Origin of the sequence: Vreelandella neptunia (assembly GCF_034479615.1) — a bacterium.
In the GTDB taxonomy this organism is placed as follows: Bacteria; Pseudomonadota; Gammaproteobacteria; order Pseudomonadales; family Halomonadaceae; genus Vreelandella; species Vreelandella neptunia.
In genome coordinates this window covers 2,529,994-2,555,659 of record NZ_CP140255.1, presented here as the reverse complement: position 1 = coordinate 2,555,659, position 25,666 = coordinate 2,529,994, and the positions used below count along the sequence as shown (strand labels likewise).

The 25,666-nt window shown below is 55.7% G+C and carries 24 protein-coding genes and 1 riboswitch; of the genes, 14 read left to right on the top strand and 10 right to left on the bottom strand.

Annotated features, from left to right (window positions below; all coding sequences use genetic code 11):
* Positions 1 to 174: 174 nt before the first annotated feature.
* The 9 genes from SR894_RS11935 to edd form a co-directional block, all read right to left on the bottom strand.
* Positions 175 to 1,059, bottom strand: a complete 885-nt coding sequence (locus tag SR894_RS11935) for an SMP-30/gluconolactonase/LRE family protein (protein ID WP_227405358.1) — start codon at positions 1,057 to 1,059, stop codon at positions 175 to 177.
* Between the two features lie 27 nt (positions 1,060 to 1,086).
* Entirely contained in the window at positions 1,087 to 1,707 is a 621-nt protein-coding gene (locus tag SR894_RS11930; RefSeq protein WP_264478627.1) for a 2-dehydro-3-deoxy-6-phosphogalactonate aldolase, read from the bottom strand.
* Between the two features lie 7 nt (positions 1,708 to 1,714).
* Complete coding sequence (locus tag SR894_RS11925; protein ID WP_133732618.1) at positions 1,715 to 2,698, bottom strand: 2-dehydro-3-deoxygalactonokinase; 984 nt, start codon at positions 2,696 to 2,698, stop codon at positions 1,715 to 1,717.
* Positions 2,699 to 2,701: 3 nt separating this feature from the next.
* Complete coding sequence (gene dgoD, locus SR894_RS11920; RefSeq protein ID WP_133732617.1) at positions 2,702 to 3,850, bottom strand: galactonate dehydratase; 1,149 nt, start codon at positions 3,848 to 3,850, stop codon at positions 2,702 to 2,704.
* 43 nt (positions 3,851 to 3,893) lie between these two features.
* A complete protein-coding gene (locus SR894_RS11915) occupies positions 3,894 to 4,613 on the bottom strand; it encodes a FadR/GntR family transcriptional regulator (protein ID WP_133732616.1) in 720 nt (239 codons plus the stop codon).
* Positions 4,614 to 4,794: 181 nt separating this feature from the next.
* A complete protein-coding gene (locus SR894_RS11910; protein ID WP_223288156.1) occupies positions 4,795 to 5,742 on the bottom strand; it encodes a carbohydrate kinase family protein in 948 nt (315 codons plus the stop codon).
* Positions 5,743 to 5,808: 66 nt separating this feature from the next.
* Complete coding sequence (locus SR894_RS11905; RefSeq protein WP_133732614.1) at positions 5,809 to 6,678, bottom strand: aldo/keto reductase; 870 nt, start codon at positions 6,676 to 6,678, stop codon at positions 5,809 to 5,811.
* 47 nt (positions 6,679 to 6,725) lie between these two features.
* Entirely contained in the window at positions 6,726 to 7,691 is a 966-nt protein-coding gene (glk, locus tag SR894_RS11900; RefSeq protein ID WP_133732613.1) for a glucokinase, read from the bottom strand.
* Positions 7,691 to 9,580, bottom strand: coding sequence for a phosphogluconate dehydratase (edd, locus tag SR894_RS11895; RefSeq protein ID WP_133732612.1), 1,890 nt, complete (start codon positions 9,578 to 9,580; stop codon positions 7,691 to 7,693). The genes glk and edd overlap by 1 nt, the downstream gene beginning before the upstream one ends.
* A gap of 281 nt (positions 9,581 to 9,861) precedes the next feature.
* Between edd and cobT the strand changes: the two genes are divergently transcribed.
* The 14 genes from cobT to SR894_RS11825 all read left to right on the top strand — a co-directional run bounded on the left by cobT (position 9,862) and on the right by SR894_RS11825 (position 24,716).
* Positions 9,862 to 10,911, top strand: a complete 1,050-nt coding sequence (gene cobT / locus SR894_RS11890) for a nicotinate-nucleotide--dimethylbenzimidazole phosphoribosyltransferase (protein ID WP_133732611.1) — start codon at positions 9,862 to 9,864, stop codon at positions 10,909 to 10,911.
* On the top strand, positions 10,908 to 11,912 hold the full coding sequence (gene cbiB, locus SR894_RS11885) for an adenosylcobinamide-phosphate synthase CbiB (protein ID WP_133732610.1): 1,005 nt from the start codon (positions 10,908 to 10,910) through the stop codon (positions 11,910 to 11,912). Before cobT ends, cbiB begins: the two co-directional genes overlap by 4 nt.
* The gene (cobD, locus tag SR894_RS11880; protein WP_133732609.1) at positions 11,909 to 13,054 is read left to right on the top strand and encodes a threonine-phosphate decarboxylase CobD; all 1,146 of its coding nucleotides are present in this window, start codon (positions 11,909 to 11,911) and stop codon (positions 13,052 to 13,054) included. Before cbiB ends, cobD begins: the two co-directional genes overlap by 4 nt.
* Complete coding sequence (locus SR894_RS11875) at positions 13,051 to 13,620, top strand: bifunctional adenosylcobinamide kinase/adenosylcobinamide-phosphate guanylyltransferase (RefSeq protein WP_133732608.1); 570 nt, start codon at positions 13,051 to 13,053, stop codon at positions 13,618 to 13,620. The genes cobD and SR894_RS11875 overlap by 4 nt, the downstream gene beginning before the upstream one ends.
* Positions 13,617 to 14,387: an adenosylcobinamide-GDP ribazoletransferase gene (gene cobS, locus SR894_RS11870; RefSeq protein WP_133732607.1), complete on the top strand. Its 771-nt coding sequence runs from the start codon at positions 13,617 to 13,619 to the stop codon at positions 14,385 to 14,387. The genes SR894_RS11875 and cobS overlap by 4 nt, the downstream gene beginning before the upstream one ends.
* Entirely contained in the window at positions 14,324 to 14,977 is a 654-nt protein-coding gene (locus tag SR894_RS11865; protein ID WP_133732606.1) for a histidine phosphatase family protein, read from the top strand. Before cobS ends, SR894_RS11865 begins: the two co-directional genes overlap by 64 nt.
* A complete protein-coding gene (locus SR894_RS11860; RefSeq protein ID WP_133732605.1) occupies positions 14,929 to 15,354 on the top strand; it encodes a bifunctional adenosylcobinamide kinase/adenosylcobinamide-phosphate guanylyltransferase in 426 nt (141 codons plus the stop codon). The genes SR894_RS11865 and SR894_RS11860 overlap by 49 nt, the downstream gene beginning before the upstream one ends.
* A gap of 596 nt (positions 15,355 to 15,950) precedes the next feature.
* Entirely contained in the window at positions 15,951 to 16,664 is a 714-nt protein-coding gene (locus SR894_RS11855; protein WP_133732604.1) for a hypothetical protein, read from the top strand.
* An 816-nt stretch (positions 16,665 to 17,480) separates the two neighbouring features.
* Entirely contained in the window at positions 17,481 to 19,418 is a 1,938-nt protein-coding gene (locus tag SR894_RS11850) for a hypothetical protein (protein ID WP_133732603.1), read from the top strand.
* Between the two features lie 119 nt (positions 19,419 to 19,537).
* The gene (locus tag SR894_RS11845) at positions 19,538 to 19,756 is read left to right on the top strand and encodes a DUF6500 family protein (RefSeq protein WP_133732602.1); all 219 of its coding nucleotides are present in this window, start codon (positions 19,538 to 19,540) and stop codon (positions 19,754 to 19,756) included.
* 99 nt (positions 19,757 to 19,855) lie between these two features.
* Positions 19,856 to 20,077, top strand: a riboswitch (cobalamin riboswitch).
* A gap of 158 nt (positions 20,078 to 20,235) precedes the next feature.
* Positions 20,236 to 22,056 (top strand): TonB-dependent receptor domain-containing protein, encoded by a 1,821-nt coding sequence (locus SR894_RS11840; protein ID WP_133732601.1) that lies wholly within the window; start codon positions 20,236 to 20,238, stop codon positions 22,054 to 22,056.
* Between the two features lie 46 nt (positions 22,057 to 22,102).
* Complete coding sequence (locus SR894_RS11835) at positions 22,103 to 22,960, top strand: cobalamin-binding protein (RefSeq protein WP_244286575.1); 858 nt, start codon at positions 22,103 to 22,105, stop codon at positions 22,958 to 22,960.
* A complete protein-coding gene (locus SR894_RS11830; RefSeq protein ID WP_208862707.1) occupies positions 22,960 to 23,946 on the top strand; it encodes a FecCD family ABC transporter permease in 987 nt (328 codons plus the stop codon). Before SR894_RS11835 ends, SR894_RS11830 begins: the two co-directional genes overlap by 1 nt.
* A complete protein-coding gene (locus SR894_RS11825) occupies positions 23,946 to 24,716 on the top strand; it encodes an ABC transporter ATP-binding protein (RefSeq protein WP_133732599.1) in 771 nt (256 codons plus the stop codon). The genes SR894_RS11830 and SR894_RS11825 overlap by 1 nt, the downstream gene beginning before the upstream one ends.
* A gap of 3 nt (positions 24,717 to 24,719) precedes the next feature.
* On the opposite strand, the gene SR894_RS11820 is transcribed toward SR894_RS11825, so the two are convergent.
* Positions 24,720 to 25,610, bottom strand: coding sequence for an NAD-dependent epimerase/dehydratase family protein (locus tag SR894_RS11820; RefSeq protein WP_223288155.1), 891 nt, complete (start codon positions 25,608 to 25,610; stop codon positions 24,720 to 24,722).
* Between the last annotated feature and the right edge of the window lie 56 nt (positions 25,611 to 25,666).

Sequence of the window (25,666 nt, the reverse complement as noted above, 5' to 3'; positions counted from 1 at the left end):
GTGCCGCAGGCACCCCCTTGGTTTCATTATGCTAGGAGCCCAAATATTCGCGAGCTGAAGCTCCCTCCCACAAAATATAGATAGCTTAGTAGTTTCATCCTGAAACGTGAGGCACAAAAGAGCTAACGAATATTAAATCCACATGAAACGACTGATAACCTATAATTGAGGGCGTTATACGAGGCGCAGCGGGGGCTCGGCGAGCCCTTTGATACCGGTTTCGACCACATACAGCGAGCCCGCTGTTGGCTCTTGGGCCAACTGCTCAGCACTGAATCCCTCTTGCGCCGTGGTGATATACAGCGTTTTTAGATCAGGGCCTGCAAATACCGGGCAGGAGGGTTGGCTGACCGGTAGCTCGACGCGGCCTACTATTTCACCGTTAGGATCCAGGCGAACGACCTGCCCAGCCCCCCACAGCGCTAGCCATAGGCAGCCTTCGCTATCCATCACTGCACCATCGGGGTTGCCTTGGCTGGAGAAAAAGTCCGCCCAAGGCTGCGGCTCGCCTTGCGGCCAGCCGTCGCTATCCAGTTCCCAGCGCATCACTACACCCGTCACGGTATCGGTAAACCACGCGAACTCACCATCTGCGGAGAAGCAGATGGCATTGGGAATCGTTAGGCCTGAACGCAGCCGCGAGAGCTCGCCGCGATGCAGGCGATAAAGGCTTCCAGCGCTTCTTTCAGCGCTTTTACCCATGCTGGAGAGCCACAGGCTGCCATGGCGATCAATGCGGGCGTCATTGCTGCGGGTGATGGGATTATCGGCTTCGAAATCACACCACTTTTCGATACTGCCGCTGCTGGGGTCGAAGCGGCTTAAACGGTCTTCGCCCACCAACAGCAGGCCACCCTCAGCTAGGGGCGCTGCCAGAGACACCCGATGATCAAGCTGATAGTGGCTGCTTTCCCCGGTGGCGGGGGAGAGCCAGTGCAACTGCTTTCCAAGAATGTCGCACCAATAAAGGCGCTGATTTTTGGCGTCCCACTGCGGGCCTTCACCCAAGGTGCAGCGGCAATCGACCGCTAACTCAGCCTGCCACGTTGAAACACTCATATCGGTATTCATTGTTATTGGATCTCCTTATTGTTCTCCTGCCAACCAGGCATCGACGAGGGCTTGAGCCTGTTGACCTACCTGGGAAGCGCTTTGGCCGGGTTTGTATAGCGCGCTGCCCAGGCCTGCACCATCGACACCCGCTGCGCGCCATTCGGCGAAGTTATCGACTCCAGCGCCGCCGACGGCATACAAAAGCGTCCCTGCCGGAAGCACGGCGCGTACTGCTTTCATACCTTCTAATCCTACCTGCACCGCGGGGAAGAGTTTAAGTCCGGTGGCGCCTGCATCCAGCGCATCGAAGGCTTCTGAAGGCGTCACAATGCCCGGCCAACTCGCCATGCCGAGCTTATGCGTTTCTTCAATCACCGCTGGCCGACAGTTGGGAGAAACGATTAAGCGCCCCCCAGCAGCGTGAACTTCACGCACCTGAGCAGGGGTGAGTACCGTGCCTGCACCAATGACCGCGCGCTCGCCAAATGCGTCTACCAAGCGGCGAATGCTCTCCAGCGGGTTGGGTGAGTTAAGCGGTACTTCAATTTGGGTGATACCTGCGGCCAGCACCGCTTCCGCAACATCCACGGCCTCATCAGGCGTTACACCGCGTAAAATACCAATCAGTGGCAGCGACATAGCCAATTTCTCCATGCTTAAATTATTTTAACGCGTGATGGGCGAGGCGCAGGCCTGCTAAGACGGCGGTGTCGCCATCCACATGCTGCGTCTGATAGCCGATCGTATTGAGCGCCAGCGTATAGCGCTGGCTCAGGGCTTGGTTGCCAATCAGCATGATCGGCTCATCTGTGGGGCACTCACGGCAGGCGCCAGCAAGCTCAAGGCCAATGGCGAGTCCGGAGAGTCTGGCCGCCAGTACGGCTCCACGCGTTTCGCCCGCCGGTAGCCGACCATCGAGTAAATCTTGCGCGCGCAGGCCGAACAGTCGGCTACTAAAGGTTTCGGGTGCCGCGTAGATCTCGCTAACTGCCGAAATAAACGCCTCACGGCAAGCGGGGTCTTGAAGCTCATCGTTGCCGATTGAGTGGCGCAAGACCGATTGGTTGGCCAATAACTGGTAAAGCTCGCCGGTTAAGTAGGTCGAAAATCCACTCACAGCACCCGCTTCAAGAGTGGCCCATTTGGCGTGGGTACCCGGCAAACAGGCGAGGCCCGTAAAGTCAGGTGTGTCAGTGACGAGGCCTGCTAACTGGGTCTCTTCGCCACGCATCACATCAAAGTGGGTTGCAGCACTGCGGGTTTGACTTAATCCGGGCAGCAGATAAACACGCAGCTGGTCGCCTGTAAGCGTTGGCGTTACTGCGCCTTGGCTAAGCTGGTCAAGCCGCGTGGGGATCGGCAAATAGGCGGCTTCCAACCAGCCCTGACGGGCGCCTGCCATGCCGCACACCATTACCTTAGTCGTGCCGGTGGCGGGTAGCCAATCGACCACCAGTTGTAGCAGCTCGGCTTCGTACTCATCGGCCTTTAGCGACAGCATGCCCTTGTCGCTACTGGCTTGGGCAATCACTTGGTCGTGTTGATCCAGCCCCCAGGCACGCAGATTGCTAGAGCCCCAGTCAACGGCAATCCAGGTTAATTGGTCTGCAATATCGGGTGTTTCACTCATCACGGTTGATCCCATGTCTTACCACTCCGCAATAGAGCCGTCTTCGTGAGTCCAAACCGGGTTGCGCCAACGGTGGCCCACTTTGGCGCGCTCTTCAACGAATTCTTCGTTGATCTCGACACCAAGGCCTGGGCCCTGGGGAATGGCGCAGAAGCCGTCTTCAATGGCGAGGGCGGATTTATCGACCAAGTAATCAAGGACGTCGTTGCCCTGGTTGTAGTGGATGCCCATGCTCTGCTCTTGGATAAAGGCGTTGTGGCTGACCGCATCGAGCTGTAAAGAGGCGGCCAGGGTTAACGGGCCGAGCGGGCAGTGGGGCGCTAAGGCGACGTCGTAAGCGGAAGCCAGGGCGGCGATTTTGAGGCCTTCGCTAATGCCGCCGCAGTGGGAAATATCCGGTTGAATAATGTCGATCATGCCGTCGGCCAGCAAATCGCGGAACTGGAAACGGGTATGCAGCCGCTCGCCAGTTGCCAATGGGTAGCCTAAACCACCGGCAATATCTTTCAAGCAGGGCAGATGTTCCGGGGCGACCGGCTCTTCCACAAACATGGGGTGAAAGGGTTCCAGCTCGCGCAGCAGCGCTTTGGCCATAGGGCGGTGCACGCGGCCATGAAAGTCGATGCCGATACCGACATCTGGCCCAACGGCGTTGCGGGCTTCTGCCACCCGGGCGACGGCTTCATCGACCTTGCGGTGGGAGTCGACGATTTGCATTTCGGGGGTACCGTTCATTTTAAAGGCCGTGAAGCCTTTTTCGACCAACGCTTTAGCGCCAGCGCCCACGTCGCTTGGGCGGTCGCCACCGGTCCAGGCATACATGCGCATTTTGTCGCGCACGGCACCGCCTAACAGCTGGTGTACGGGCACACCCAGATCGCGGCCTTTAAGATCCCACAGCGCCTGGTCAATACCGGCAATCGCACTCATCAGAATAGGCCCGCCGCGATAAAAACCGGCGCGATACATGGTGTTCCAAAGGTGCTCGATGCGGTGCGGGTCTTGGCCGATCAAGTAGTCGGAAAGCTCGTGCACGGCGGCTTCAACGGTGGCGGCGCGGCCTTCAATTACCGGTTCACCCCAGCCGTAGCAGCCTTCGTCAGTCTCAATTTTAAGGAACAGCCAGCGAGGGGGTACTTGCCAGGTCTTGAGTTTGGTGATTTTCATGTTCGGTCATCCTTCTGAATAGGAAATATTCATTGAGTAACTGTTAACTGACGATGCCAAGGTCGATGGCCGTGCGGCGCAGCACTTCTCTCGCGGCGGTTTCTGCGGCGCTGGCATCGCGGCTGCGGATCGCGTCAAGTACCTGGCGGTGGCGCGTGAGACTGTCGTCCAGGGTGTCCGTGTGGTGTTGCGAGCGATGTATCAGTGCCATGATCGAAGGGCGCAATAAATGGCCCATTTGCCGCCAGACTAAATTGTGGCTGGCCCGGTAGGTGGCGTCGTGAAAGGCGACGTCATACTCGGCATGCTCAGCACGCGAATCAACGCTGCCTGCACTGCTCTCCATACCGGCAAAGGCACTTTCCAGGCGCTCTATGTCTTCAGCCTGGGCTGCTTGTGCAGCAAGTCCTGCGACTATCGGTTCAGCAGAAAAACGAAAGGCGTAGATGGCCCTGACCAACTGCGGGTCAAGGTTGACCAGCCCGGTCATCCATTCGCTCATCAGTGGGTCGAGTAGATGCCAATCGCCCATCTCGCGAACCAGCGTGCCTCGGCCCGCGGTGCGCTCTAATAGCCCCGCAGCGGTGAGGCTGGTGAGTGCGTTACGCACTTGGTTACGACTAACGGCAAAGTGTTTGCCGAGATCCAGCTCGCGAGGGAAAACATCGCCTGGCTGCCAATGGCCTGCCAGCAGTGCCTGGGCGAGTAAACGGGCTAACTGTTCAGCGCCACCCTGGTGGGGCGGTAGAGCGTCCAGCGTCATCGGTGATCTCTTGTTCTTTATTAGGTAAACACTAGTTTATTAAATGTCTGACATTTCCACAAGCGAGCCGCTTTAGACATAAGTCCGAATTAGATTGGCGACGAGTTGACCCCTAAGAAGCATAAAAAAAGCGCGCCTGTGTCGGGCGCGCCATTTGTTAATGGGTTATAGCTTTACTTGCTTAGCCAATATCCGCTCGCGTTGGCAGCGCTGCATAAGCGCCTGGCCGAGTAACGGTATGGGCACCACAGCGGCAGGCGGTATCCACCGCGCGGTGGAGAAAATCAGCATCGTTCTGCCAGTTTTCATCGATGCCGTGGGCCGAGAGCTCTGCCAACAGCCCGCCAATAAAGGCGTCGCCCCCAGCGGTGGTATCTACCGCTTCCACTTTGGGTGGCGCAATGCGCTGGTCAATACCGACGCCTTTGATTACGACATCATTGGGGCCGTCAGTAATCAAAATAACTTTTACCCCTGCCACCAGCCGCTCTGATAGCCACGATTCTGCAGGATGATCTGCGCGCAAGTAGTCGAGCTCTTCCTGTGACAGCTTGAGCAGTTCAGCGCCGTCTAGCAACTGTGTGACTAAGCTGGCATCCGCTTCGCCGTCGGGCCACAGGTTGTGGCGTAGGTTGGCATCTACGCTGACCAAACAGCCTGCGCGCTTGGCCATGGTGGCCATCGCCAGGGTAACGTCGGCGATCTCTGGGTCGGTCAGGCTGTTACTGCACAAGTGCAGAATGGCAGGGTTCTCGAATACGCCATGGGGTAAATGCTCAAGGCGATAAAGCAGGTCAGCAGCGGGCGGGCGATAGAAATCAAAGGTGCGTTCGCCCACGTCATCCCGGGAAACGAACGCCAGCGCCGTGCGGGCTTCTTGGGTAAATACCACGCCGCTGATGTCTACACCGTGGCTTTTGAGTTCACGCACTAAAAAATGCCCGAACGTATCGTCGCCCACCATGCCTAAAAATTGGCTAGGAACGCCCAAGCGGGCGCAGGCGACCGCCACGTTAGCGGGAGCACCACCGGCGTAGGGTGTAAAGGTTTCCTGGGCATCTGTCGCCGCCCCTAAACGGCTGGAGAGCATATCAACCAGCGCTTCCCCAAACGCGATAACTGGCGTCATCATTGGCTCCTTAGTGTAATTAACGTAATAGTTGTTTTGTAACGCGTCGTTTTATACAAAATAGCCTTATGCCACGCAGTGGCCGCGGGCGGCTTCCAGCAATTCATACCAGGCTTCCCGGGGTAGCGTGGCAGGGCCTTTGAGCATGTCGTTGATTCGCTCAGGTTTAACGCTTCCGATCACCGGCACTGGCGAGTTGGGAAGACTACGCAGCCATGCCAGCGCTAAAGCGCTGGGGGAGCTATCAAGCTCTGTTGCCCACTTAGCCAAACATTCGCCAACGGCACCTTGCATCAGTTGCCCGCCTGCCAGGGGCGACCACGCCATGGGCGCGTGGCCGTCGGCACCTAGGTCATCAAAGTCGCCGTCAAACAGCGGCGTCGTGTGGGCAATCGAGAGCTCGATCTGGTTGGCTGATAAGCGGTGATGCATGGCGCCCTGCAAGCGCCGCCACTGGCTGGGCAGGTGATTGGAAACCCCCGCCGCGCCAATTTTGCCTGCTTCAATGGCGTCATCCAGGGCGCGGCCGGTCGCTTCTGCGTTCATCAAGAGATCGGGACGGTGAATCAGGAAATGATCGAGGCGTTCGACATTCAAGCGTACAAGTGAGGCATCAATGGCGCTATTAAGATACGCAGGGCTGGCGTTGTAGTGCTTTACCTTACCCGAACCGGGGGCGGGGTTGTCGTTAGCAATGCTCGCTTTGGTGACGACCTTGACCCGCTGAGTCAGGGCAGGGCGCGCTCGTAGAGCGGCGCCAAAAAGCGTCTCTCCTTGGCCGCTGCCATAAATGTCCGCATGGTCAAACCAGTTCAGGCCCTGTTCCAGGCGCGCTTCGATCCATTCTGCTAATCGCTCCGGTTCGTGCATAGCGGGTGTTTCGTGCAGGCGCATCATGCCTAGCAGAAACGGCACATCAAAGGTGGCAGCGGGCATAGCAGGTTCCATATTGATATTGTTAGGAATGTTATTAAAAAATGTTGTCAGAAAACTTCTTCGTTATGCAGTGCTTCGGCGGCACCTAGCAGGCCCGTCCAGGGGGCAGTCACCACCCACACGGGGATGTCAGCGTTATAGGTGCCCATACGGCCTTTGTTGACAAAGGCCTCGCGCAGTTCGCTTTTCGGCAGCCACTCCAGCAAGCGGGGAAGAATGCCGCCACATAGATAAACCCCACCCCTTGCGCCCATGGTCAGGGTGGCATCGCCGCACACATCGCCAAGTATTTTGAGAAAGCGCAGCAGGGCAGCAGTGGCGAGGCTATCGCCTTCATTAGCCGCTGTGGTCACCTCCGCTGGGCTGGTAAAGCGCGGCTCCATTCCCTCAAGGGTGCAGTAGGCTTGGTACAGCTCCAATAAACCCTGGCCGCACAAGATGCGCTCTACGCTCACCCGTTTGTGACGCTGCAGAAATACATCCAACAGTGCCCGCTCGGTACTGTCCGTGGGGGCAAAGGTGACATGACCGCCTTCGGTGGGCAGCGGAATCCAGGCGTGTTGCCCAGGAAAGACCCCGGCAACGCCAAGCCCGGTGCCTGGGCCGATGATTAAGCGTGTGGAGTGCGCCTGGGTGTGACCCGGCTGAACCTCGACCAAATCACTGGATGCCACATGGGGGACGCCCAGCGCCTGGGCGGTAAAATCGTTGATGACCTTGAATAGCGATAGATTCAACTGTTGCTGAACGTCGCTTTTCAAAAAATCCCAGTGGTTATTGGTCATTTTGACCCGTTCAGCGTGAACGGGGCAGGCAAAAGCTAAACACGCCTCTTGAGGCGCGTTGTCCCCGGTGGCGCCCACGCGGTGCAGGTAGTCTTGAACCGCTTCTATAACGCCGGGGTAGTCGGCGCAGGGTAGGTTCAAAATATCGTGGGGGGTTACTTCACCGGGAGAAACCAATGCCAAGCGTGCGTTGGTTCCCCCGATGTCGCCGATAAGTGCCGGTCGCATCAGGCATCCTCTTGTGAGATTTGCCCCTGCTGACGGGCGAGATCATCGGCTTCAAACCCGCCAAACACCCCAGCGCCTTCTTCGCCACGCATTGCCAGATGGCGAAAGCCGCCAAATAGCTCGCGACCCAAGCCCACGTGGTAGTGATCCAGGTTGCCGATGGCCAGTTGCCGCTCAGCCCAGGTGGCGGGATCGACTTTGGCTTCCAGCGTACCGGCATTGGCATCCAAGCGCACAATATCGCCATCGCGCAGTTTGGCCAACGGGCCGCCATCCAGGGCTTCAGGGCTCATGTGAATGGAAGCGGGCACTTTGCCGGAAGCACCCGACATCCGCCCATCGGTGACCAGTGCTACCTTAAAGCCTCGGTCTTGTAGCACGCCCAGGAACGGCGTTAGTTTGTGTAGTTCCGGCATGCCGTTAGCTTTGGGCCCCTGGAAGCGTACTACCACGATGACATCGCGGTCTAAATCGCCAGACTCAAAAGCCGCTTTCATTTCATTTTGATCTTCGAAGATTTTTACTGGCGCTTCAACAATGCGATGCTCTTCGGCGACTGCGGAGATTTTAATCACACCGCGTCCCAGGTTGCCTTTCATCACCGTTAAACCACCCGTTGCCGCGAATGGCTTAGCGACAGGGCGAAGAACATCTTCATCAAGACTTTTTTCGGGGCCTTCGTGCCAGACGACTTTGCCATCTTCCAGGAACGGCTCCTGGGTGTAGGCGGTTAGGTCAGTGCCAAATACGGTGGGGATATCGCCGTGAATCAAGCCTGCGCCCAACAACTCCCGGAACAGGTAGCTCATGCCGCCCGCCGCCTGGAAGTGGTTAATATCCGCCTGGCCGTTGGGGTAAACCTGCATCAGGCTGGGAGTAACCGCCGAAAGGTCGGTGAAGTCATCCCAGTTCAGGGTAATGCCCGCAGCGGCGGCCATGGCGATCAGGTGCATCGTATGGTTGGTTGAACCACCGGAAGCCAGCAAGCCCACCACTGCGTTAACAATCGCGCGCTCATCAATCTGTTTAAAGAACGGGCGATAGTCGCCGCCGGGTTCGGTGTTACGGATGGCCTGCTCGGTGGCGTAGCGGGTCAGTGCTTCGCGCATCTCGGTGCCAGGGTTTACAAAAGAAGTGCCGGGCAGGTGTAGGCCCATCACCTCCATCATTAGCTGGTTGGAGTTGGCGGTGCCGTAAAAGGTGCAGGTGCCGGGGCTGTGGTAGGAGTCAGACTCAGCTTCAAGCAGCTCAGCGCGGCCCACTTTACCTTCTGCGTAGAGTTGGCGGATGCGCGCCTTCTCTTTATTAGGCAAGCCGCTGGGCATAGGGCCCGCGGGGACAAACATGGCGGGCAGATGACCAAAGCGCGCGGCAGCGATGAATAGGCCTGGAATAATCTTGTCGCATACGCCCAGGTAAAGGGCAGCATCAAACATATTGTGCGAGAGGCCAACGGCCGCAGACATGGCGATCACATCGCGGGAAAACAGCGATAGCTCCATCCCCGGCTGGCCTTGGGTCACACCGTCGCACATAGCGGGCACGCCACCGGCAAACTGGGCGGTAGAACCCATGGCACTGGCAGCTGCTTTAATCGTTTCAGGAAACGTTTCAAACGGCTGGTGCGCCGAGAGCATATCGTTGTAAGACGAGATAATGCCCAGGTTGGCGCTGTTCATCAGCTTGAGTTCGTTCTTATCACGCGGGTTACAGGCCGCAAAACCGTGGGCGAGGTTGCCACAGCTTAGCTCAGCACGGTGCACGCCACGTTTGTGCTGGTCAGCCATGCGCCGCTCGTAGAGGGCGCGACGCTCAGCAGAACGCTCACGAATGCGCTGGGTAACCTCAGCAACGGTGGGGTTTAAAGTGGCGGGTGTTGAGCTCGGCATAGGGACCTCTGCATGATAGAGACGGTGAGTGAAGCTTGTAGTTATTTTACATTTTTTGGCGTCGATATAAGAGACTTTACGGCAATAAAAACCATATTTGTAGTTTTATTACTCGAATATAAGGTGGCAAGTACGCCACTCGAAATATCTAAATGAAGCCTTAACATCCTGACAGGGTGGAAGACCCGCTAATGAAATAGCAAGTATAGCACTCAGGCTTTTGCTACCATTTTGCGCTTTGCCTTTGAATGTTTGATGACCCCTAGTGGGCTGGAGCCTGCATGCACGCCATTGTTGACCACATTCAGTCAGTTGATTTCAATGCCGGTGAAGAGACGCGTCGCTACTTGGATACACTGACCAAGCCGCCAGGTAGTTTGGGTGCCTTGGAAGAGCTGGCTATTCAACTGAGCGCCATCACCGGTGAGCTCAAGCCCAGCGTGACGCCGCCTGCGGTGGTTGTGTTTGCCGCTGATCACGGGGTCGCTGCTGAAGGCGTGTCAGCCTTTCCCCAAGCAGTGACCGCCCAGATGGTAGCCAACTTTGCCAACGGTGGGGCGGCCATCAATGTATTCGCCCGGCAGATAGATGCGCAGGTCGAGATTGTGGATGTGGGCGTTGCTTCGCCTTTAACACTGCCTGAGGTGACCTCGGCCAGAGTGCGCCATGGCACGGCCAATATGGTGGTAGAAGACGCGATGCAGTTGGATCAAGCCATAGCCGCGATTGATGTGGGTATTGCAGCCGTTAACCGAGCAAAAAGGGCAGGTGCAAAGTGCCTTATTGTTGGCGAAATGGGCATTGCCAATACCACCGCCAGCAGTGCAATGCTGGCAGTGCTGACGGGTGAGTCAGTGGCAAGCGTGGTGGGCGCAGGAACCGGGATTAACCCACAGCAGCAGGCGCACAAAGTGGCGGTGATTGAACGCGCTATTGCTGCGCGCAGCGCTAACGCTCAGGCGCCTTTAGAGGTGCTGGGCAAGTTTGGTGGCCTCGAAATAGCTGCTATGACCGGCGCTTATCTGGCCGCAGCGGCCCAGCGGTTACCGACCATTGTGGATGGCTTTATTGCCACCGTCGCCGCGCTAACCGCCTGCCGAATCTCCCCCGCCGTGCGTGGCTATCTGATTTTTGGCCATCGCTCCCAGGAGCCAGGTCACGATGTGGCATTAAAAGCACTGGAGGCCAAGCCACTGCTCGATATGGGCATGCGGCTAGGTGAAGGCAGTGGTGCTGCGCTGGCGTATCCATTGCTGCAAGCGGCGACAGCGATGGTGGCGGAAATGGCTACCTTTACCGATGCCGGTGTTAGCGATAAGGCATCATCATGATCCCAGGCGTCACACTTGGCGGAATTACCCTGATTGTTCTGGCCATTGTGATTGATTTAGTGGTTGGCGACCCGCGTTCGTTGCCCCACCCAGTGGTGCTGATCGGGCGCTTTATCAGTGCTTTTGAGCGGCTATGGAATCGCGGCACCGAACAGCAGCGCAGAGTTAGTGGCTTTATGCTAACCATTTTTGTCGTTGGCGGCGTATGGAGTATTAGCTGGCTGTTGTTGATATTGCTAGCAGCGCTGCACCCTGGCCTGGCGCTGATTGCCGAGCTTTGGTTGCTCTCAACTACGCTAGCTATCAAGGGTCTGGGCGATGCGGCTAGCGCCGTGATCAAACCGCTTACTCAAGGCGATTTGCCTGCCGCCCGCACGGCGCTGGGGATGATTGTCGGCCGCGATACGCAAAATCTAGACGAAGCGGAGATTACCCGGGGTACGGTGGAAACAGTGGCGGAAAACACCGTGGATGGCATCACCGCGCCGTTGTTCTTTGCCCTGATCGGTGGAGCGCCGCTAGCGCTGGCTTACAAGGCCGTCAATACTCTTGATTCGATGGTAGGCTACAAAAACCAGCGCTATGCCGATTTTGGCTTTGCCTCCGCCAAGCTGGACGATTTAGCCAACTGGGTACCGGCACGCTTAACCGCGCTGTGTCTATGGCTCGCAGGCTTGCTATTAAGTCTTGCCGGTGTTGTACGATTGCGCTGGCAAGGCGCACTGTGGGGCACCTTCCGTGATGCACCGCGCCACCCCAGCCCCAATGCAGGCTGGCCGGAGGCCATGGTGGCAAGGCTACTGGGTGTTCAACTGGGCGGCACCAATGTCTATCAAGGTGTGGTGTCTCACCGCGCGACCCTAGGCGAGCCGTTTGAAGTGCTAAGGGTCAGCCATATCACTTCCACGTTGCGCTTAATGCATGGCGCCTGGCTGCTGTTTATGTTGCTGTCAGTTGTGGTGATAGCGGGCATGTCATTCATTTTTAAGGGGCTACTATGAGTCAATTTATGTCGCCCAGCTCTCCATGGCCCGCGCACGGCGGCCAAGCAGAGGCGCTACTAGCGCACTTCGGCTTGCCCGCCGATCACCGCCTGGAAGATTTCAGCGCCAACCTTAACCCCTTGGGGCCTCCGGCCTGGGTTAGCGATTGGCTGGCTAAGCAACTGGCAGGTCTTGAACGCTACCCCGCGCCGGACTACGCCGCTGCACGTCAGGCCATCGCCACCCATCACCAGCTTCAGCCCGAACACGTACTGCTCACCAACGGCGGTGCGGAGGCAATTTTCCTCGCCGCCGCACTGCATGCGGGTAAGCGAGCGGCGGTTATTACCCCAAGCTTTGGCGAGTATGCCCGCGCTTGCCGCGCCCATGGGCTTTCAATCAGTGAGATCGCGCTGCCCGCGCCGCACTTTACGCTGGACGTAGACGCGCTAATGGCTGGGCTTAACGATATCGATGTGCTGTTTCTATGCCGCCCCAATAATCCGACCGCTACGCTTATCGATATCTCAGCAATCGAAGACCTGATGAATTACACCGCTGCGATTGGTTGCCGCGTTGTGGTCGATGAAGCCTTTATCGATATGGTGGGTGAGACGCTGGGCGAGACGTCACAAGCGTCGTCGTTGGCACCACTGCTGGTGCGCTACCCGCATCTGATGCTGCTCCACTCAATGACCAAATTTTATACCCTGCCGGGTCTCCGGTTGGGCTATCTGCTGGCGGATGCGGCCACGGTTCAAGCGGCACAGGCTCACCAGCCACCTTGGAGTGTCAATCACCTCGCGGCTGAACTGGTGGCACCATTGCTGGCAGATGATGCCTTTGCCCGGCGCACCCAGCGGTGGTTGGCCAGCGAGCGCTCGCGCATGGCTCAAGCGCTTGCTCAATTAGGGCTGGAAGTCGTACCCAGTCAGGCGTGTTTTTTTCTTATCCGGCCCAGTGCCGCGCAGACAATCACCAGCGATGCGTTATTTGAACAGCTGCTACGTCGGGGTATTTTAGTGCGTCATACCCATAATTTTGCCGGGCTCAATGGTGATTGGCTGCGGGTAGCGCTGCGCGATACCGCTGCTAATCGACGGCTGATAAGCGTGTTGAAACATGTTTTGGAAAATGTTTTGAAAAAAGGAACGGCATGATTGTCTTCGTTAGCGGCGGGGCGCGTTCCGGCAAAAGTGATATCGCCGAGCAATGGGTGGTAGACGCCGCGGCTAGCTCACCCTGTTATTACCTGGCCACTGCTGAGGTGTACGACGAAGAGATGGCTGAGCGGGTGGCTCGACACCAGCAGACTAGAAACGGCCAGAGTGAAACCGTTCAATGGATCACCATAGAAGCACCGCTGGCAATAGATCAGGCACTCGTCGAGGTGCCTGATGGCAGCGCGGTGCTGCTGGACTGCGTAACCCTCTGGGCCAGCCAAGTCCTGTACGCCAGCAGGCTATGCGAAGAAGAGGGCTTAGCGTTGCTGGCTAACGCACTGGCTGAGGCCCGCGCGCGCAGCCTTTATCTAGTGATTGTCTCCAATGATATTAACGAAGCGTTGCCGCCTACGGATGCTGAAACCTGGCGCTATCTGGCGTTTCTTCAGCGGGCTCACTGCTGGATAGCGGCAGAGGCCGATTCTGTACTCGAAGTGGTCGCAGGCTGTGCCATTAAGTGGAAGCATCAGGACTGGAAGCATGAGAAGGAGGTAAACGTTTGAAAAATGCCTTGTTCGGTGTGCTGCTGGCGCTGCAGTTTCTGACCCGAGTCCCGATTCCAATAGCCGTTCCCTGGACGCCCGATACCCGGCGCTGGGCAGTGCGCGCCTATCCATTAGTGGGGTTGATGATAGGGAGCGTACTGGCGTTAACAGCGTTTGCTATGCACAGCGTTCCCACGCCGATCACCGCGCTGGCGATATTAAGCGTGTGGGTGGCGCTCTCGGGTGGGCTGCATTTGGATGGCGTCATGGACATCGCCGATGCGCTGGGCAGCAATCAGCCGCTGGCGCGCCGCTGGGAGATTATGAAAGACCCACAAATCGGCAGTTTTGGAATGCTGGCGCTACTGTTTCTGCTCGCCTGGAAGGGCGTGCTGCTGTGGGCATTGCTCACTTATCAAGCGCCGCTCTGGTGGCTGCTGGTGGTGCCCGCGCTAGGGCGCTGGGCGGGCGTTGCCTTGCTAGTTTTGACGCCTTGCGCCCAGCCGAAAGGCTTGGCTTGGAGTTGGCAACAGTCGCTTAGCGGCCAGGACGTGGCGCTCGCGCTATTGCCATTGGCGTTGATCGCACTGTTAGCCCCGCCAGTCGTATTGATAGGGCTAACGGTCATGGTTTTTGTGGTACTTATGCGCTGGTTTATGTTGCGACTGTTTAACGGGATTAACGGCGATATGGTAGGCGCCACCATCGAAGGAGGAGAGCTTTGGCTACTGATCTTACTGTGGAGCTGGTGGCAGTTCGCCACGGTATCACCGCTTGGAATTTAGAGCGCCGTTATCAAGGCCAGCAGGATATTCCGCTGCTGTTTCCCGATGCTGAAGATGGGTTGCTGGCACTGCGTGACGCGTTGGTGGATGAGCAGTTCGATGCCATCTACTCAAGCGATCTTAACCGCTGCCAGCAAACCCTGGCGTGGGCAGAAGTAGCCAAGGCCAACGTGCCACTATCGCTTGAACCGCGCCTGCGCGAGCTCGATTTTGGCGAGTACGAAGGCAAAGTTTACGATGAGCTAAAAGACTTACCCCATTACCGTGCCTGGATTGATAGCGTGGGCGAACTGCAAATTCCCGGCGGTGAATCGGCGGCCCAATTGCGAGAGCGTTTAGACGCTTGGTTGCATGATCTGGCTACGAATGGCCGCGTCGACGGCCATAAAAAGATTCTGGCCGTCACCCATGGTGGCGTGATTCGTGAGCTGCGCCGCCGCTTTGAAACGATTCATTTCTGGGACGGTACTGTGCTCCAAGCCCAAGGCAGGCGCTGGCAGCTTATTTATCAGCAAGACGAACATGGAAAAGGGGAATGGCAATGCAGCTCTTCATCGGCGGTGCCTGCGCTGGCAAACGCGACGCCGTAGCCGCACGCTTTCCCACTGCGAAATGGAGGCGTCTGGATACTGATAAGCCCTTCAGCGATAGCCAGCAAACGCTAATAGCCGATACGCCGCTTGTTATCACAGGTGTGCTTGAGTGGCTTGGGGCTTCCCTCGAACGTGACGATAACGATACCCTGCGCCAGCAGTGGCAGAGCGATATGGCAGCACTCTGCCAGCGCGCCGAAGAGCTAAATGCACCGTTAATCATCATTGCCAACGAAGTTGGCCGTGGGATTGTGCCCATGCAGCCCGAACAGCGCCGCTTACGTGACCTCAATGGCTGGTTCGTTCAGGATGCCACTGCCCAGGCTGAGCAGGTGTGGTATGTGCGGCATGGTTTGGTGATGGCGGTTAAGTAGCTGACTGAGTTCGATGCCCCAGCCATTTGATGATTTTCATTGGCTTTGTAAGCCATTGCTTAAAATTTTGTAAGCGATCTCTTACGCGTGTAAGAGATCGCTGTGACTTGCCCAGGATTTATCCTTTAAAGGTTGTGTTTAACTTTTGATTCGCTATCTTAGTCAATTCTCATGAGCAGTGAATGATCCACGGAGCGACTGTCACTGGTAACGAAAAATTCTATCGAACTATCATGGGATATTGATTCGCTAGAAGCGCGCTACCAAATAGCCAGCTACGACAAGAGTATGTTCGCGAGAGAAGAACTTATTGGCTTGAACATGTCGATGCACTGAGGTGAAGAAGCCCATATTGATTGGCTGAAGATGCTCACGACTCCGTTACTAAGGCCATGAACGAACATTGGATGCGCGACAATAACTTGCCTCTCATCCTCAAAGTAGTCATCACAGTAGCGAGTTATAGCGCGGTCACCAGGTAACTAAAAGCCTTAAAGCTTGCGTCTTATTTTAAGCTGTAGAGTGCTGAATATAGACGATGCAGGCAGTCCACACTACGTCGATTAACCACTAGTCGGCACATAAGGAATTGATAAATGTCGATGCATGAATTTGAAGATCTGGTTGAAATGTCGGTCAACTGTCTTGACCAAGCTGGTGAGCACGGCAGTTTCGAGCAGCGCTCTTTATTCTGGAATCTCTATCAATTTCAAGAAAGTTGGGATACTGGTTTTACTCACTTGAGGGTTATCGATACCCTTCTGAAGCATAGGTTTGTATATCAATTTAACATTGAACAGCATCCTGAATATTCAGCTCATAAAGCATTTTTTGATAGTATTCAAGATTTTACCTTTGTAAATCTTCATCCAGAAGAAAAGTGGCATAGTCAGACAAACCCGGCCGCAGGGTATGTTAAACCACCCCATTTATTTTGTGATGCCGGCTCGCTGCTCTGGCAACGATTTGTCGATTTAGGCGTGCTTACGGGTAACGAGGCACTGCCGCCAGCAGCGATAGATATTGTAGACATGGTAAAAGAAGTGATGATTGCTGCCGCAGCCCAAAATGACCGTGAGTTGATCAGTATTTGGTACACGGCGTTAGGCGTGCATCTCTGGTCGACTTGCTCTGAAGAAGAGCAGGAAGACGTTAAGAAAAAACCATCCCTCGAGGTAATTAGAGCGATTGTGCAGGAAAAGAAAGCGTTAGAGATCGATCCTGGCTATGGCTTTTTGGTGCAGCCTACACCTGATTTAATCGAAGAAGATCCTTTCTTGTCCGAGTGGTTTCAAATAAGTGAAGAGTGAATGATTATTATCATTTGAACGAGGCATAGCGTTTAAATATGGACTTAACCACCTGGTTTAAACGCCTCTGTAGGGAAAATGATCTGTTAGTCGGCGAATTGGAGCTGTTATTCCTCGGCGTGGATTCCCTCACGCTCAGGCATGCGATAGGCGCGACATTGATCTATACGGTTTTCGCTCTAATCTCATTATGGGTCGACAGACGCGCTTTAATGCTGTCAGCGATGAGCGGGTTTGTATTCACTTATAATCAGGTGTTAGCCGAGTACGGCGTGATAAGTCTAGGTTTTGCAATTACTGGATTGTTAGTGGGTGTTGGCTTGCTTGTGCTTTCGGTGTACTGGTCACGTTGCCGAATAACGGCGTTGAAATTATTGCCTGCACGTCTACATAGGTGGGTGGTCGCTCAAAAAGCTGACTGTTTCTAAAGCCCCTAGGTAGGGTAGGGCATCAAGCACCTGATGCATGACACCTTCGATAAAGCTGTCATCCAGCCTCAGTTTTCTTAGGTGAATGCTCAGGAGCACTAGAAACCGCAGGTGCTGCACTTATTAGTTGAATTCAGGATCAGAGAGATTGTGCTGGAAATGAAAGCGTTAGAGACCGATCCCGGCTATGGCTTTTTTATGCAGTCGATATCTGACTTGATAGCAGAAAAACTCTTTTTATCTTTTTGGTTTCAGATAGGTGAAGAGTAGGTGATTTATACCACTTGATTGGCGTTTAAAATTGAAAAATCTTCGTAGAGACGATGACGTTTTAGTCGGTGAATTCAAACTGCTAATCAGCATAAATAAGGGCGGGGGAGTTAATAGCATGCAAAGAAAATGGATGGTTACACTAGTCAGTGCACTGCTGGTCACTGGCTGTGTAGAAAGTAAGGAAGCTGAGCGGGAACCAAGCAGTGTGAAAGAGCAGTTTGATCGGCTGGAAGCTATTAACGACGACCGTAAAGCTGTATTAGATGGTCTTGAAGACAAGGCGCTGGCGCAACTATTGTGGCAAGAGCAGCATTCAAATTACTTCGATATGTTGAATCTTATTCCTTTCCATATGGTTCCCGATCAATTTCAGTACACTCAGCCATGGTTGTTGCGGCTGGAGGACTATGCAGACCTCGCTGATTTGACGGACACTTATGTGCAAAGCTTGCTGGCTTTCAGTAGCTATGACCACCCCCAATGCATGGGGTATTCGGATCACCATGGTTTGAAATTGAGTCAGGGATTTGAATTTCCATTTCGTCATTATCTGGACTTTCCGCAGATGGCATTTGAGGACGGCCGCACGTTAGAACTTCCAGAGGTTACGAACCAGCAGCGGGAAACCGCCGACGTCGTGTACACCGGTGAGAGTTTTTGTTTCAAGGCGCCTTTTACTGCCGATGATCCGCAGCCACTCACAGTGAGCGGCGAATTTCATGCGGACTTGCCAACCGCTCTGCTTGAGTTTGAGTTTACTGCTGATGATGTTGGTAAAACAGCCGAGCAAGGGGGCTATTTAGTGACCCTGTTGGAGTTCGCGAATGGGCGCTATGAGATTGAGGTGGATGCCGAGGAAGGCACACCGATGAACTTTGGTAATAGGGATATCCTTGCCGAAGCTGTTGATGCCCATGGCCAGTATCTTGCCTGGCATGCAACTGAGCGAGCACCGACTAACCGCGCTCAACGTATTCACGAGCTATTGGACGACCTCTACCAGCGGGCAGAACAGGGGACTTTAGACGAAGCCGTGGCGCGTAGCGAACTTGAAACGATGCGCGATACCCTGCGTGAGGAGCAGGGCCGTAAGTTATTTTTGGGCCGGGCGTTCAGTGGCATTGTCGACAAAGCACGCGTCACCCTGATGGTCTATACCGAAGAGAGTGAATCGGTAAGCCATGAACTGGAGTTGCCAGTGCACAATTTTCCGCATCCGTTGACGGTTGATGACGGCAATCTGGACGCTTTACCTGAAATTCCGCCCACGGCGCCAGTGTATAGTACCCGTGAGGAACACAAACTACCTACTGTTGAGCTGGATGATGCGCTGATGCAAGAGCGGATCAAAACGATCCAGTGGCATGAAGAGGGTGAGGGCTTAGACCCAAATAGGGAACACTCAGGCCAGATCGGCTGGTTTTACCCACCGGTGCAAAGCGATCTTTTTTTGAAAAAAGAGGAGCGCGCAGGCGCTTTGCATGTGATGGGTACATTTGAATTTTATGATTCGCAGGGTGATAGAGTTGAAGCGCGCGAGCCGAACGAGAACGAAAGTGAGGTGGTTGCCTTTGAATACAAGGAAGGTGACAGAGGGTTGGGCGCTGTGTACCCGCGAAGGTTCGGGCGGCTGGATTATAGTCCTGAGCGATTCACCGAGACTCCAGTGCGCGTCAAAGGCACGCTACCGATGCTAGTCGCGCCGAATCTGATTAAGGACAGCTTTGCCAAAGACGAGCTTCCAGCAGGTATGACGCTGAACGGAAATCAGTTAGTTATCGATTATGCTGTGTTTGAACCACGTGAAGTTGCAGAGGTGCGTGACGAACATACTGAGCGCAGAAACCAGGTGTTCGTGAAGGACGGCCAGGGGTACTTGGCAGAAATAATGCAAGACACCTATTTCAATAACCAGCCGCGGCGAACGCCAGTGGATGTTTACTATTTTCATGGTCAGCCGGAAACCGTTGAGATTTGGTACAAGGGGTCGACCACGGTTGTTGACTATGAATTCGATTTTGAATTAGTAAGCGATGGCATACAAGCTCATTAAGCAATATGAAAAACAGAAAAATATCTAAATCGCTGATTTTGAAAAGTAAAATATTCCTTTTTACATGGGTGCCCAGAGGCTGACTGAGGGATTTTGCTTTGCCAATATGGAGTAAGTGAGTGAGACCCGAATTGAGAGAAAAAATTGCTGCCGTCTGTGCCCATAAAATAAACACTAAGGGGGAGGCGGTAGGGCTTTCTTTCTATGCTTTCTTTGCAAATAAAAATGATGATCCAGAGCTTCTTATGGAAGTGGCGACATGGTGGAGAGGAACCCACAAGCTGGATCACTTTGAAAAAGCGCTAAAAATAAAACAGATGATTGAAGCTGGGTGCTAATTTCAAATGAGCGAATGGCTTGGCGTCTATCTGAGTTTAACGGGATACCCGCATCAAGGAGGGTACCCTTGAGAATTGACCACCCTCCAACAAGTTGCTAGCTTACGCCCACTCTCAGGTGCTGGCGGTGGATTAAAGCCGCTAGTGAAACGGGAAGTTGGTGAACGCTTTGCGTGATTCCAACGCTGCCCCCGCAACGGTGATCGAGATAAGAACGGCTAAGACGCCACTGTGCTCAAGCACGGGAAGGTGGTCGTTCGGAAAGAATGAAGACGTCTTTCGCTCGTCAGCCCGGAGACCGGCCCGAGAGTAATGGTTCAACCTGAACCGATATATGCCGAGGCGCGGTGGGCGCTCTCAGGGCGATTAACGGTGGCGCGATGCGATCATGCCGTGCGACCGAGACTCCCTTGTTTGATCCTCCGTTCGGTCAAAAAAACTGCGCTGTGCGGGTGAGCCCAGCGTGCAAGGGATCCTCCATGAACCTCCGTTTCCACATTACCGCCAAACGGGCGGCGTTTAGTATGGCTGCTTTACCGTTAGCCTTTCACATCCAAGCCGAGGCGCAATACGCCGAAACAACGACCGATTTAGCTATGCTCGATCCTGTGGTCGTGACCGCTGCGTTAGCGCCCCGCACCGCCAACGAAAGCCTCTCTTCCGTTAGCGTGCTGGATGAAGCGACTTTCCGCCGCCAAGACCCCATCAGCCTGACCGATCTTCTGCGCGGCCAGCCGGGGGTTGATGTCACGAGTAATGGCAGCTTTGGCAAAAACAGCAGCGTTTATCTACGCGGGGCGCCCAGCGATGCCTCCGTGCTCATGATTGATGGTATTCGGCTGCGATCCGCTACGGCGGGCGGTGCTGCATTTCAGTATTTAGATCCGCGTATGTTTGACCGTGCTGAGATTGTGCGCGGCCCCCGCGGTAGCCTTTATGGTGCGGATGCCGTCGGCGGCGTGATACAGCTTTTTACCCCTGATGGTGACGAAGAGGGGCCGCAACCGAGAATTTCAGTCGGCGGTGGTTCATTCAATACCCAGCGGTTAAGCGCAGGCGTTTCAGGGCGCGAGGGGGGCACGCGTTACAGCTTTGCCGCTAGCCATTTCAATACCGATGGCCAGCCCATTCGTCGGGGTGGTGAAGACAAAGGCTACGACAATACCTCGGCGCTAGCCCGTGTTGCGCATACCTTTGAGAGTGGCGCTGAAGTCGGCGTGTTGGCAATGCGCGCACGTGGTAACAACGAATATGACGGTGGAGAGAATGACTTCGTCCAGCAGGTGGCAGGCGTCTACGCTGAGTTGCCGGTAACTGATACCTGGCAGAGTCGACTGACCCTTAGCGAAGCCCGCGATGAGTTGGACACAATCGATAATTTCGGCGCCTCCGTTATTGATACCCGCACACAAACCGCCCGTTGGCAGAACAACATTCAGTTTGGCGCTCATGAGTTGATCGCAGGCGCTGAAATTAGCGAAGACCGCGTTTCAAGCACCAACGATTTTGACGTTACCAGCCGTGATAACAAAGCAGTGTTTACCCAAGGGTTACTCGACTTTTCGCCGTTCGCCCTTCAAGCAAGCCTGCGTTACGACGATAACGAAGCCTATGGCGATGAAATTACCGGTAGTCTGGCGATAGGTTACGATTTGGATAGCTACCACACGCTGCGTGCCAGTGTGGGCACCGCATTTAAGGCACCGAGCTTCAATGACCTATATTGGCCGGATTCGGGTAACCCTGATCTCAATCCAGAAAAGTCTGAAACCGTCGAGGTGGGCGTTCGAGGCCAATACAACCAGTGGTTCTGGGATCTAGCTGCCTTCCAAAACGACTACGACGATATGATTGCCTGGGCGCCAACGTCGAGTGGCTTATGGGCGCCGCAAAATGTTAACAGCGCGCGTATACGCGGCGCCGAGCTGTCAAGCGGCGTCGAGGTTAACGACTGGACACTCCAAGCTGCCTTCACCTACCTGGATCCGGAAGACCGGGCAACCGGCAATCGATTGGCGCGCCGGGCCACCCAGAGTGTGCGTTTGGATGCAGATCGGGAGCTTGGCGATTGGTCGTTGGGGGGTTCCCTAGTCGCGCAGAGTTACCGTTACGATAACACCACCAATACCCAGCGTTTAGGAGGCTATGGGCTGGTTAACCTGCGCGCAGGCTGGCGGTTTGCGCCACTCTGGAGCGCTCGTGTTACGCTAGAAAATGCCTTTGATAAAGAGTATTCAACCACCCGTGATTACATCAACGCTGGCCGAGCAGGGTTCCTGAGTGTTCACTTTGGTCAATAGGAAAAGTGGTGTTGCGCGCGGGGCCCTGGGCCTCGCGCTGCTGTTGATGGCGTCTGTTGCTTCTGCACACGAGCACTCGCGATGCGTAGTAGATGACCGTGACCGTGAGGTCTGTCTTCACAATGCTGCTCGGCGTATTGCTACGCTCTCACCTGGCGCAACCGAGCTGACTTATGCGGCTGGCGCAGGAGATCAAGTGGTCGCCGTCGTCTCGTATAGCGACTATCCCCCGGAAGCCAAACAAGTGGCGTCAGTGGGCAGCCATACCCGAATTGATTTAGAAAAGCTGGTGGGGCTTGCTCCCGATCTAGTGATTGGTTGGGTGACGGGTAACCCCGCCGAACAGCTTGAAACCCTTGAAGCCCTGGGCATGCCAGTGTTCTATATCGAGCCCCGCGATGTAGAGGGCGTGGCCAGCACCATTGAGCGCTTGGCAAGGTTGGCAGGCACAGAAACAGCGGGACAAGCAGTGGCCGACAATTTCCGCAATACCATGGCGGCCATTGAAGAGCGCTATCGGGATCGCGAGCCGGTAACCACATTTTACCAAGTGTGGGATGAGCCGCTAATGAGCGTTAACGACCAGCACCTGATCGGCCAAGTGGTTGAGATTTGTGGCGGTGAAAATGTATTTGGCGAACAGGCACGCCTGGTGCCGCGTATCGATGATGAAGCCGTGCTGGCAGCCAATCCAGAAGCGATTGTGGCCGGTGGCATGGGGGAAGAGAATCGCCACTGGCTGACGCACTGGGAACAGTATCCCAACTTGACGGCAGTTGCGGAAGATAACCTCTTTTTTGTGCCGCCCTCACTGATTCAACGGCCCACGCCGCGACTGATGGAGGGCACCCAGATCCTCTGTGAGAAGCTCGATATCGCCCGCCAGAAACGTGGGCGCAGTTAATGCTCGCACGCCTGGGTCTGCCGCTGAGCCTGCTACTTCTAGCGGCCTTGGCTTCGCTGATCCTCGCCATGGGTGTCGGCAGTGCGCAACTCTCTCCTGCGCAAATTTGGCAGGTGTTGATGGGTGACAATGTGCAGGGCCAGGGCGATGCCTTGGCGCGCACCATGGTGATCGAGCTGCGCTTGCCCAGAGCGCTAAGTGCCTTTGCGGTGGGTGGCTTGCTGGCGGTAGCCGGTGCATTGATGCAGGTGTTGCTGCGTAACCCCCTGGCAGACCCTTACGTGCTTGGTCTTTCCGGTGGCGCCTCGATTGGCGCACTGGCAGCCATGCTGGGAGGGCTAGGCGGGCTGGCGATTTCAGGCTCGGCATTTGGCGGCGCGCTATTTTCGACGTTTTTAGTTTTTGGTTTGGCCCACGGCAGCGGCGGTTGGACGCCTTCGCGGTTGCTGCTAACGGGCGTGGTGGTGGCAGCGGGGTGGGGCGCAGTGATTACCCTAATGCTGGCGATGAGCCCCGCCGAACGTCTGCCGGGTATGCTCTACTGGCTCATGGGCGATCTCTCCTATGCGCGTACGCCTTGGCCGCCGCTACTGCTGTTACTGGCCACCTGCGTGGTGCTGATTCCGCTTGGGCGCAGCCTGAATGTGTTGGCCCGTGGCCCGCAGCAAGCCGCCGCGCTGGGCGTTGCCGTCAGGCCGCTTGAATGGTGTATCTACATTGCCGCCAGCCTGCTGACTGCTGCGGCAGTGACTACCGCAGGCAGCATTGGCTTTGTCGGTTTAGTGGTGCCGCATATGCTGCGCCTGCTGTTAGGCAACGACCAGAGGCTGATACTGCCCGCCTGTGCGTTGGCGGGGGGCACGCTATTGGTGTTGGCGGACACACTAGCCCGCACCATGATCGCTCCGGAACAGCTGCCCGTAGGCGTGATCACTGCGCTGTTGGGCGTGCCCACCTTCCTGTTTCTGCTCTACCGGAGCCGCTGATGAGCGTACTGGCTACCCGAGACCTCATCATCGACGTGCCGGGACGTGAAGGTGGCACACCGCTTAATTTAACTGTTGAACCGGGACAAGTGTGGGGTGTGTTGGGCCCTAACGGGGCGGGTAAAACCACGCTGCTGCATACTTTGGCGGGGCTGCATGCCCCACGTTCGGGCAGCGTTCAGCTCAACGAGTCAGTGCTTGGTCAGCTGCGCCGCCGGCATATCGCCCAGTGTTTGGGGTTGGTGTTTCAAGATCGCCAGGATGGGTTTCCAGCAACCGTGCTGGAAACTGCGCTGATTGGTCGTCACCCTTATTTATCGCCCTGGCAGATGGAGGGGGCTGAAGACTACGCTCGTGCGGAAGACGCCCTTGAGCGCCTGGATGTGGCGCACCTTCGCGACCGTTTGGTAAGCACACTTTCCGGCGGAGAGCGCCAGCGTGTGGCCATTGCCACGGTACTGACTCAAGCGCCCAATGTGTGGCTGGCCGACGAACCCACCAATCATCTGGATCTTCACCACCAGAGCGCCGTGATGGCACTGATGGCAGAACAGGCCAATCAGGGGCAGGCGGTCATCATGTGCTTACACGACCTCAACCTGGCTGCCCGCTGGTGCGACCATGTGCTGCTGCTGTATCCCAATGGCGAGGCGTGCTGGGGTACTCGGGATAGCATGTTGGTGCCCAGCGCGCTGGAAAACCTCTACCGCCAAAAGCTAGCGGTGGTAGAGGTGGATGGTGCGCCGGTGTTTGTGCCGATAAAGGGGTAATACCTACTGCTCCAGCTCTTCCCGCCAGGAGTGGCGTGGTTCGAAACCGACCAGACGACGGGCCTTATCAATGCAGTAGAAGGTTTCGAATTCGCTCATTTCACGCTTGATAGGCATGCCGGAGTAAAAGCGTTCGATCACCTGGGCGTTGCTCAGGCTAACCGACAGATCGTCATTGGCGACGTTAAACACCTGGTAGCCGAGGCCATCCGTTTTCAGGCAGCAATCGACCATCTGGCCCAGGTCGCGGGCGTCGATATAGGCGAAGATATTGCGGCGACGCAGGGCAGGGTCGTCCATGTAGGCTGGGAAGTTCTGACGGTACTCGTGGGGCTCGATAACGTTGTTGATGCGCAGGCCGTAGATATCGATGCCCGAGCGCGCCTGGAAGGAGCGTGCCGTTGCTTCGTTGACTACCTTGCTCATGGCGTAGCTATCTTGAGGCACGGTGGGGTGCTCTTCATCGACGGGCAAGTAGTCGGGTTTTTGCTCGCCATCAGCGAAACAGACACCGTAGGTGGTCTCACTAGAGGCAAAGATGACCTTGGGAATGCCCAGCTTGGTGGCGGCATCAAGAATGTTGTAGGTACTTAGCGTATTGATGCGGTAGGTCTCGTTGTCTGGCCGATGCAGGATGGCGGGTATGGCCGCAAAGTGAACAATCGCATCATAGCGCGGCACGCCGGTGCCGGGTTCCAGCTCATCGAATCCAGCGTAGGCTTGGCAGGCATTAAACACTTGCCCAGCATCGGTCAGATCGGTTTTCAGGGTAGCAATACCGGGCACATCAGACGCCACCCAATCCAGATTAGTGACTCGATGGCCTTGATCGCGAAGATAAGCGGTCGCATGACGGCCAGCCTTGCCACTGCCGCCGGTGAATAGGATGCGCATATGAACCCCAATAATGAATAGATTGAGTCACCCACCTTAGCAAAGAAAAATCCTCA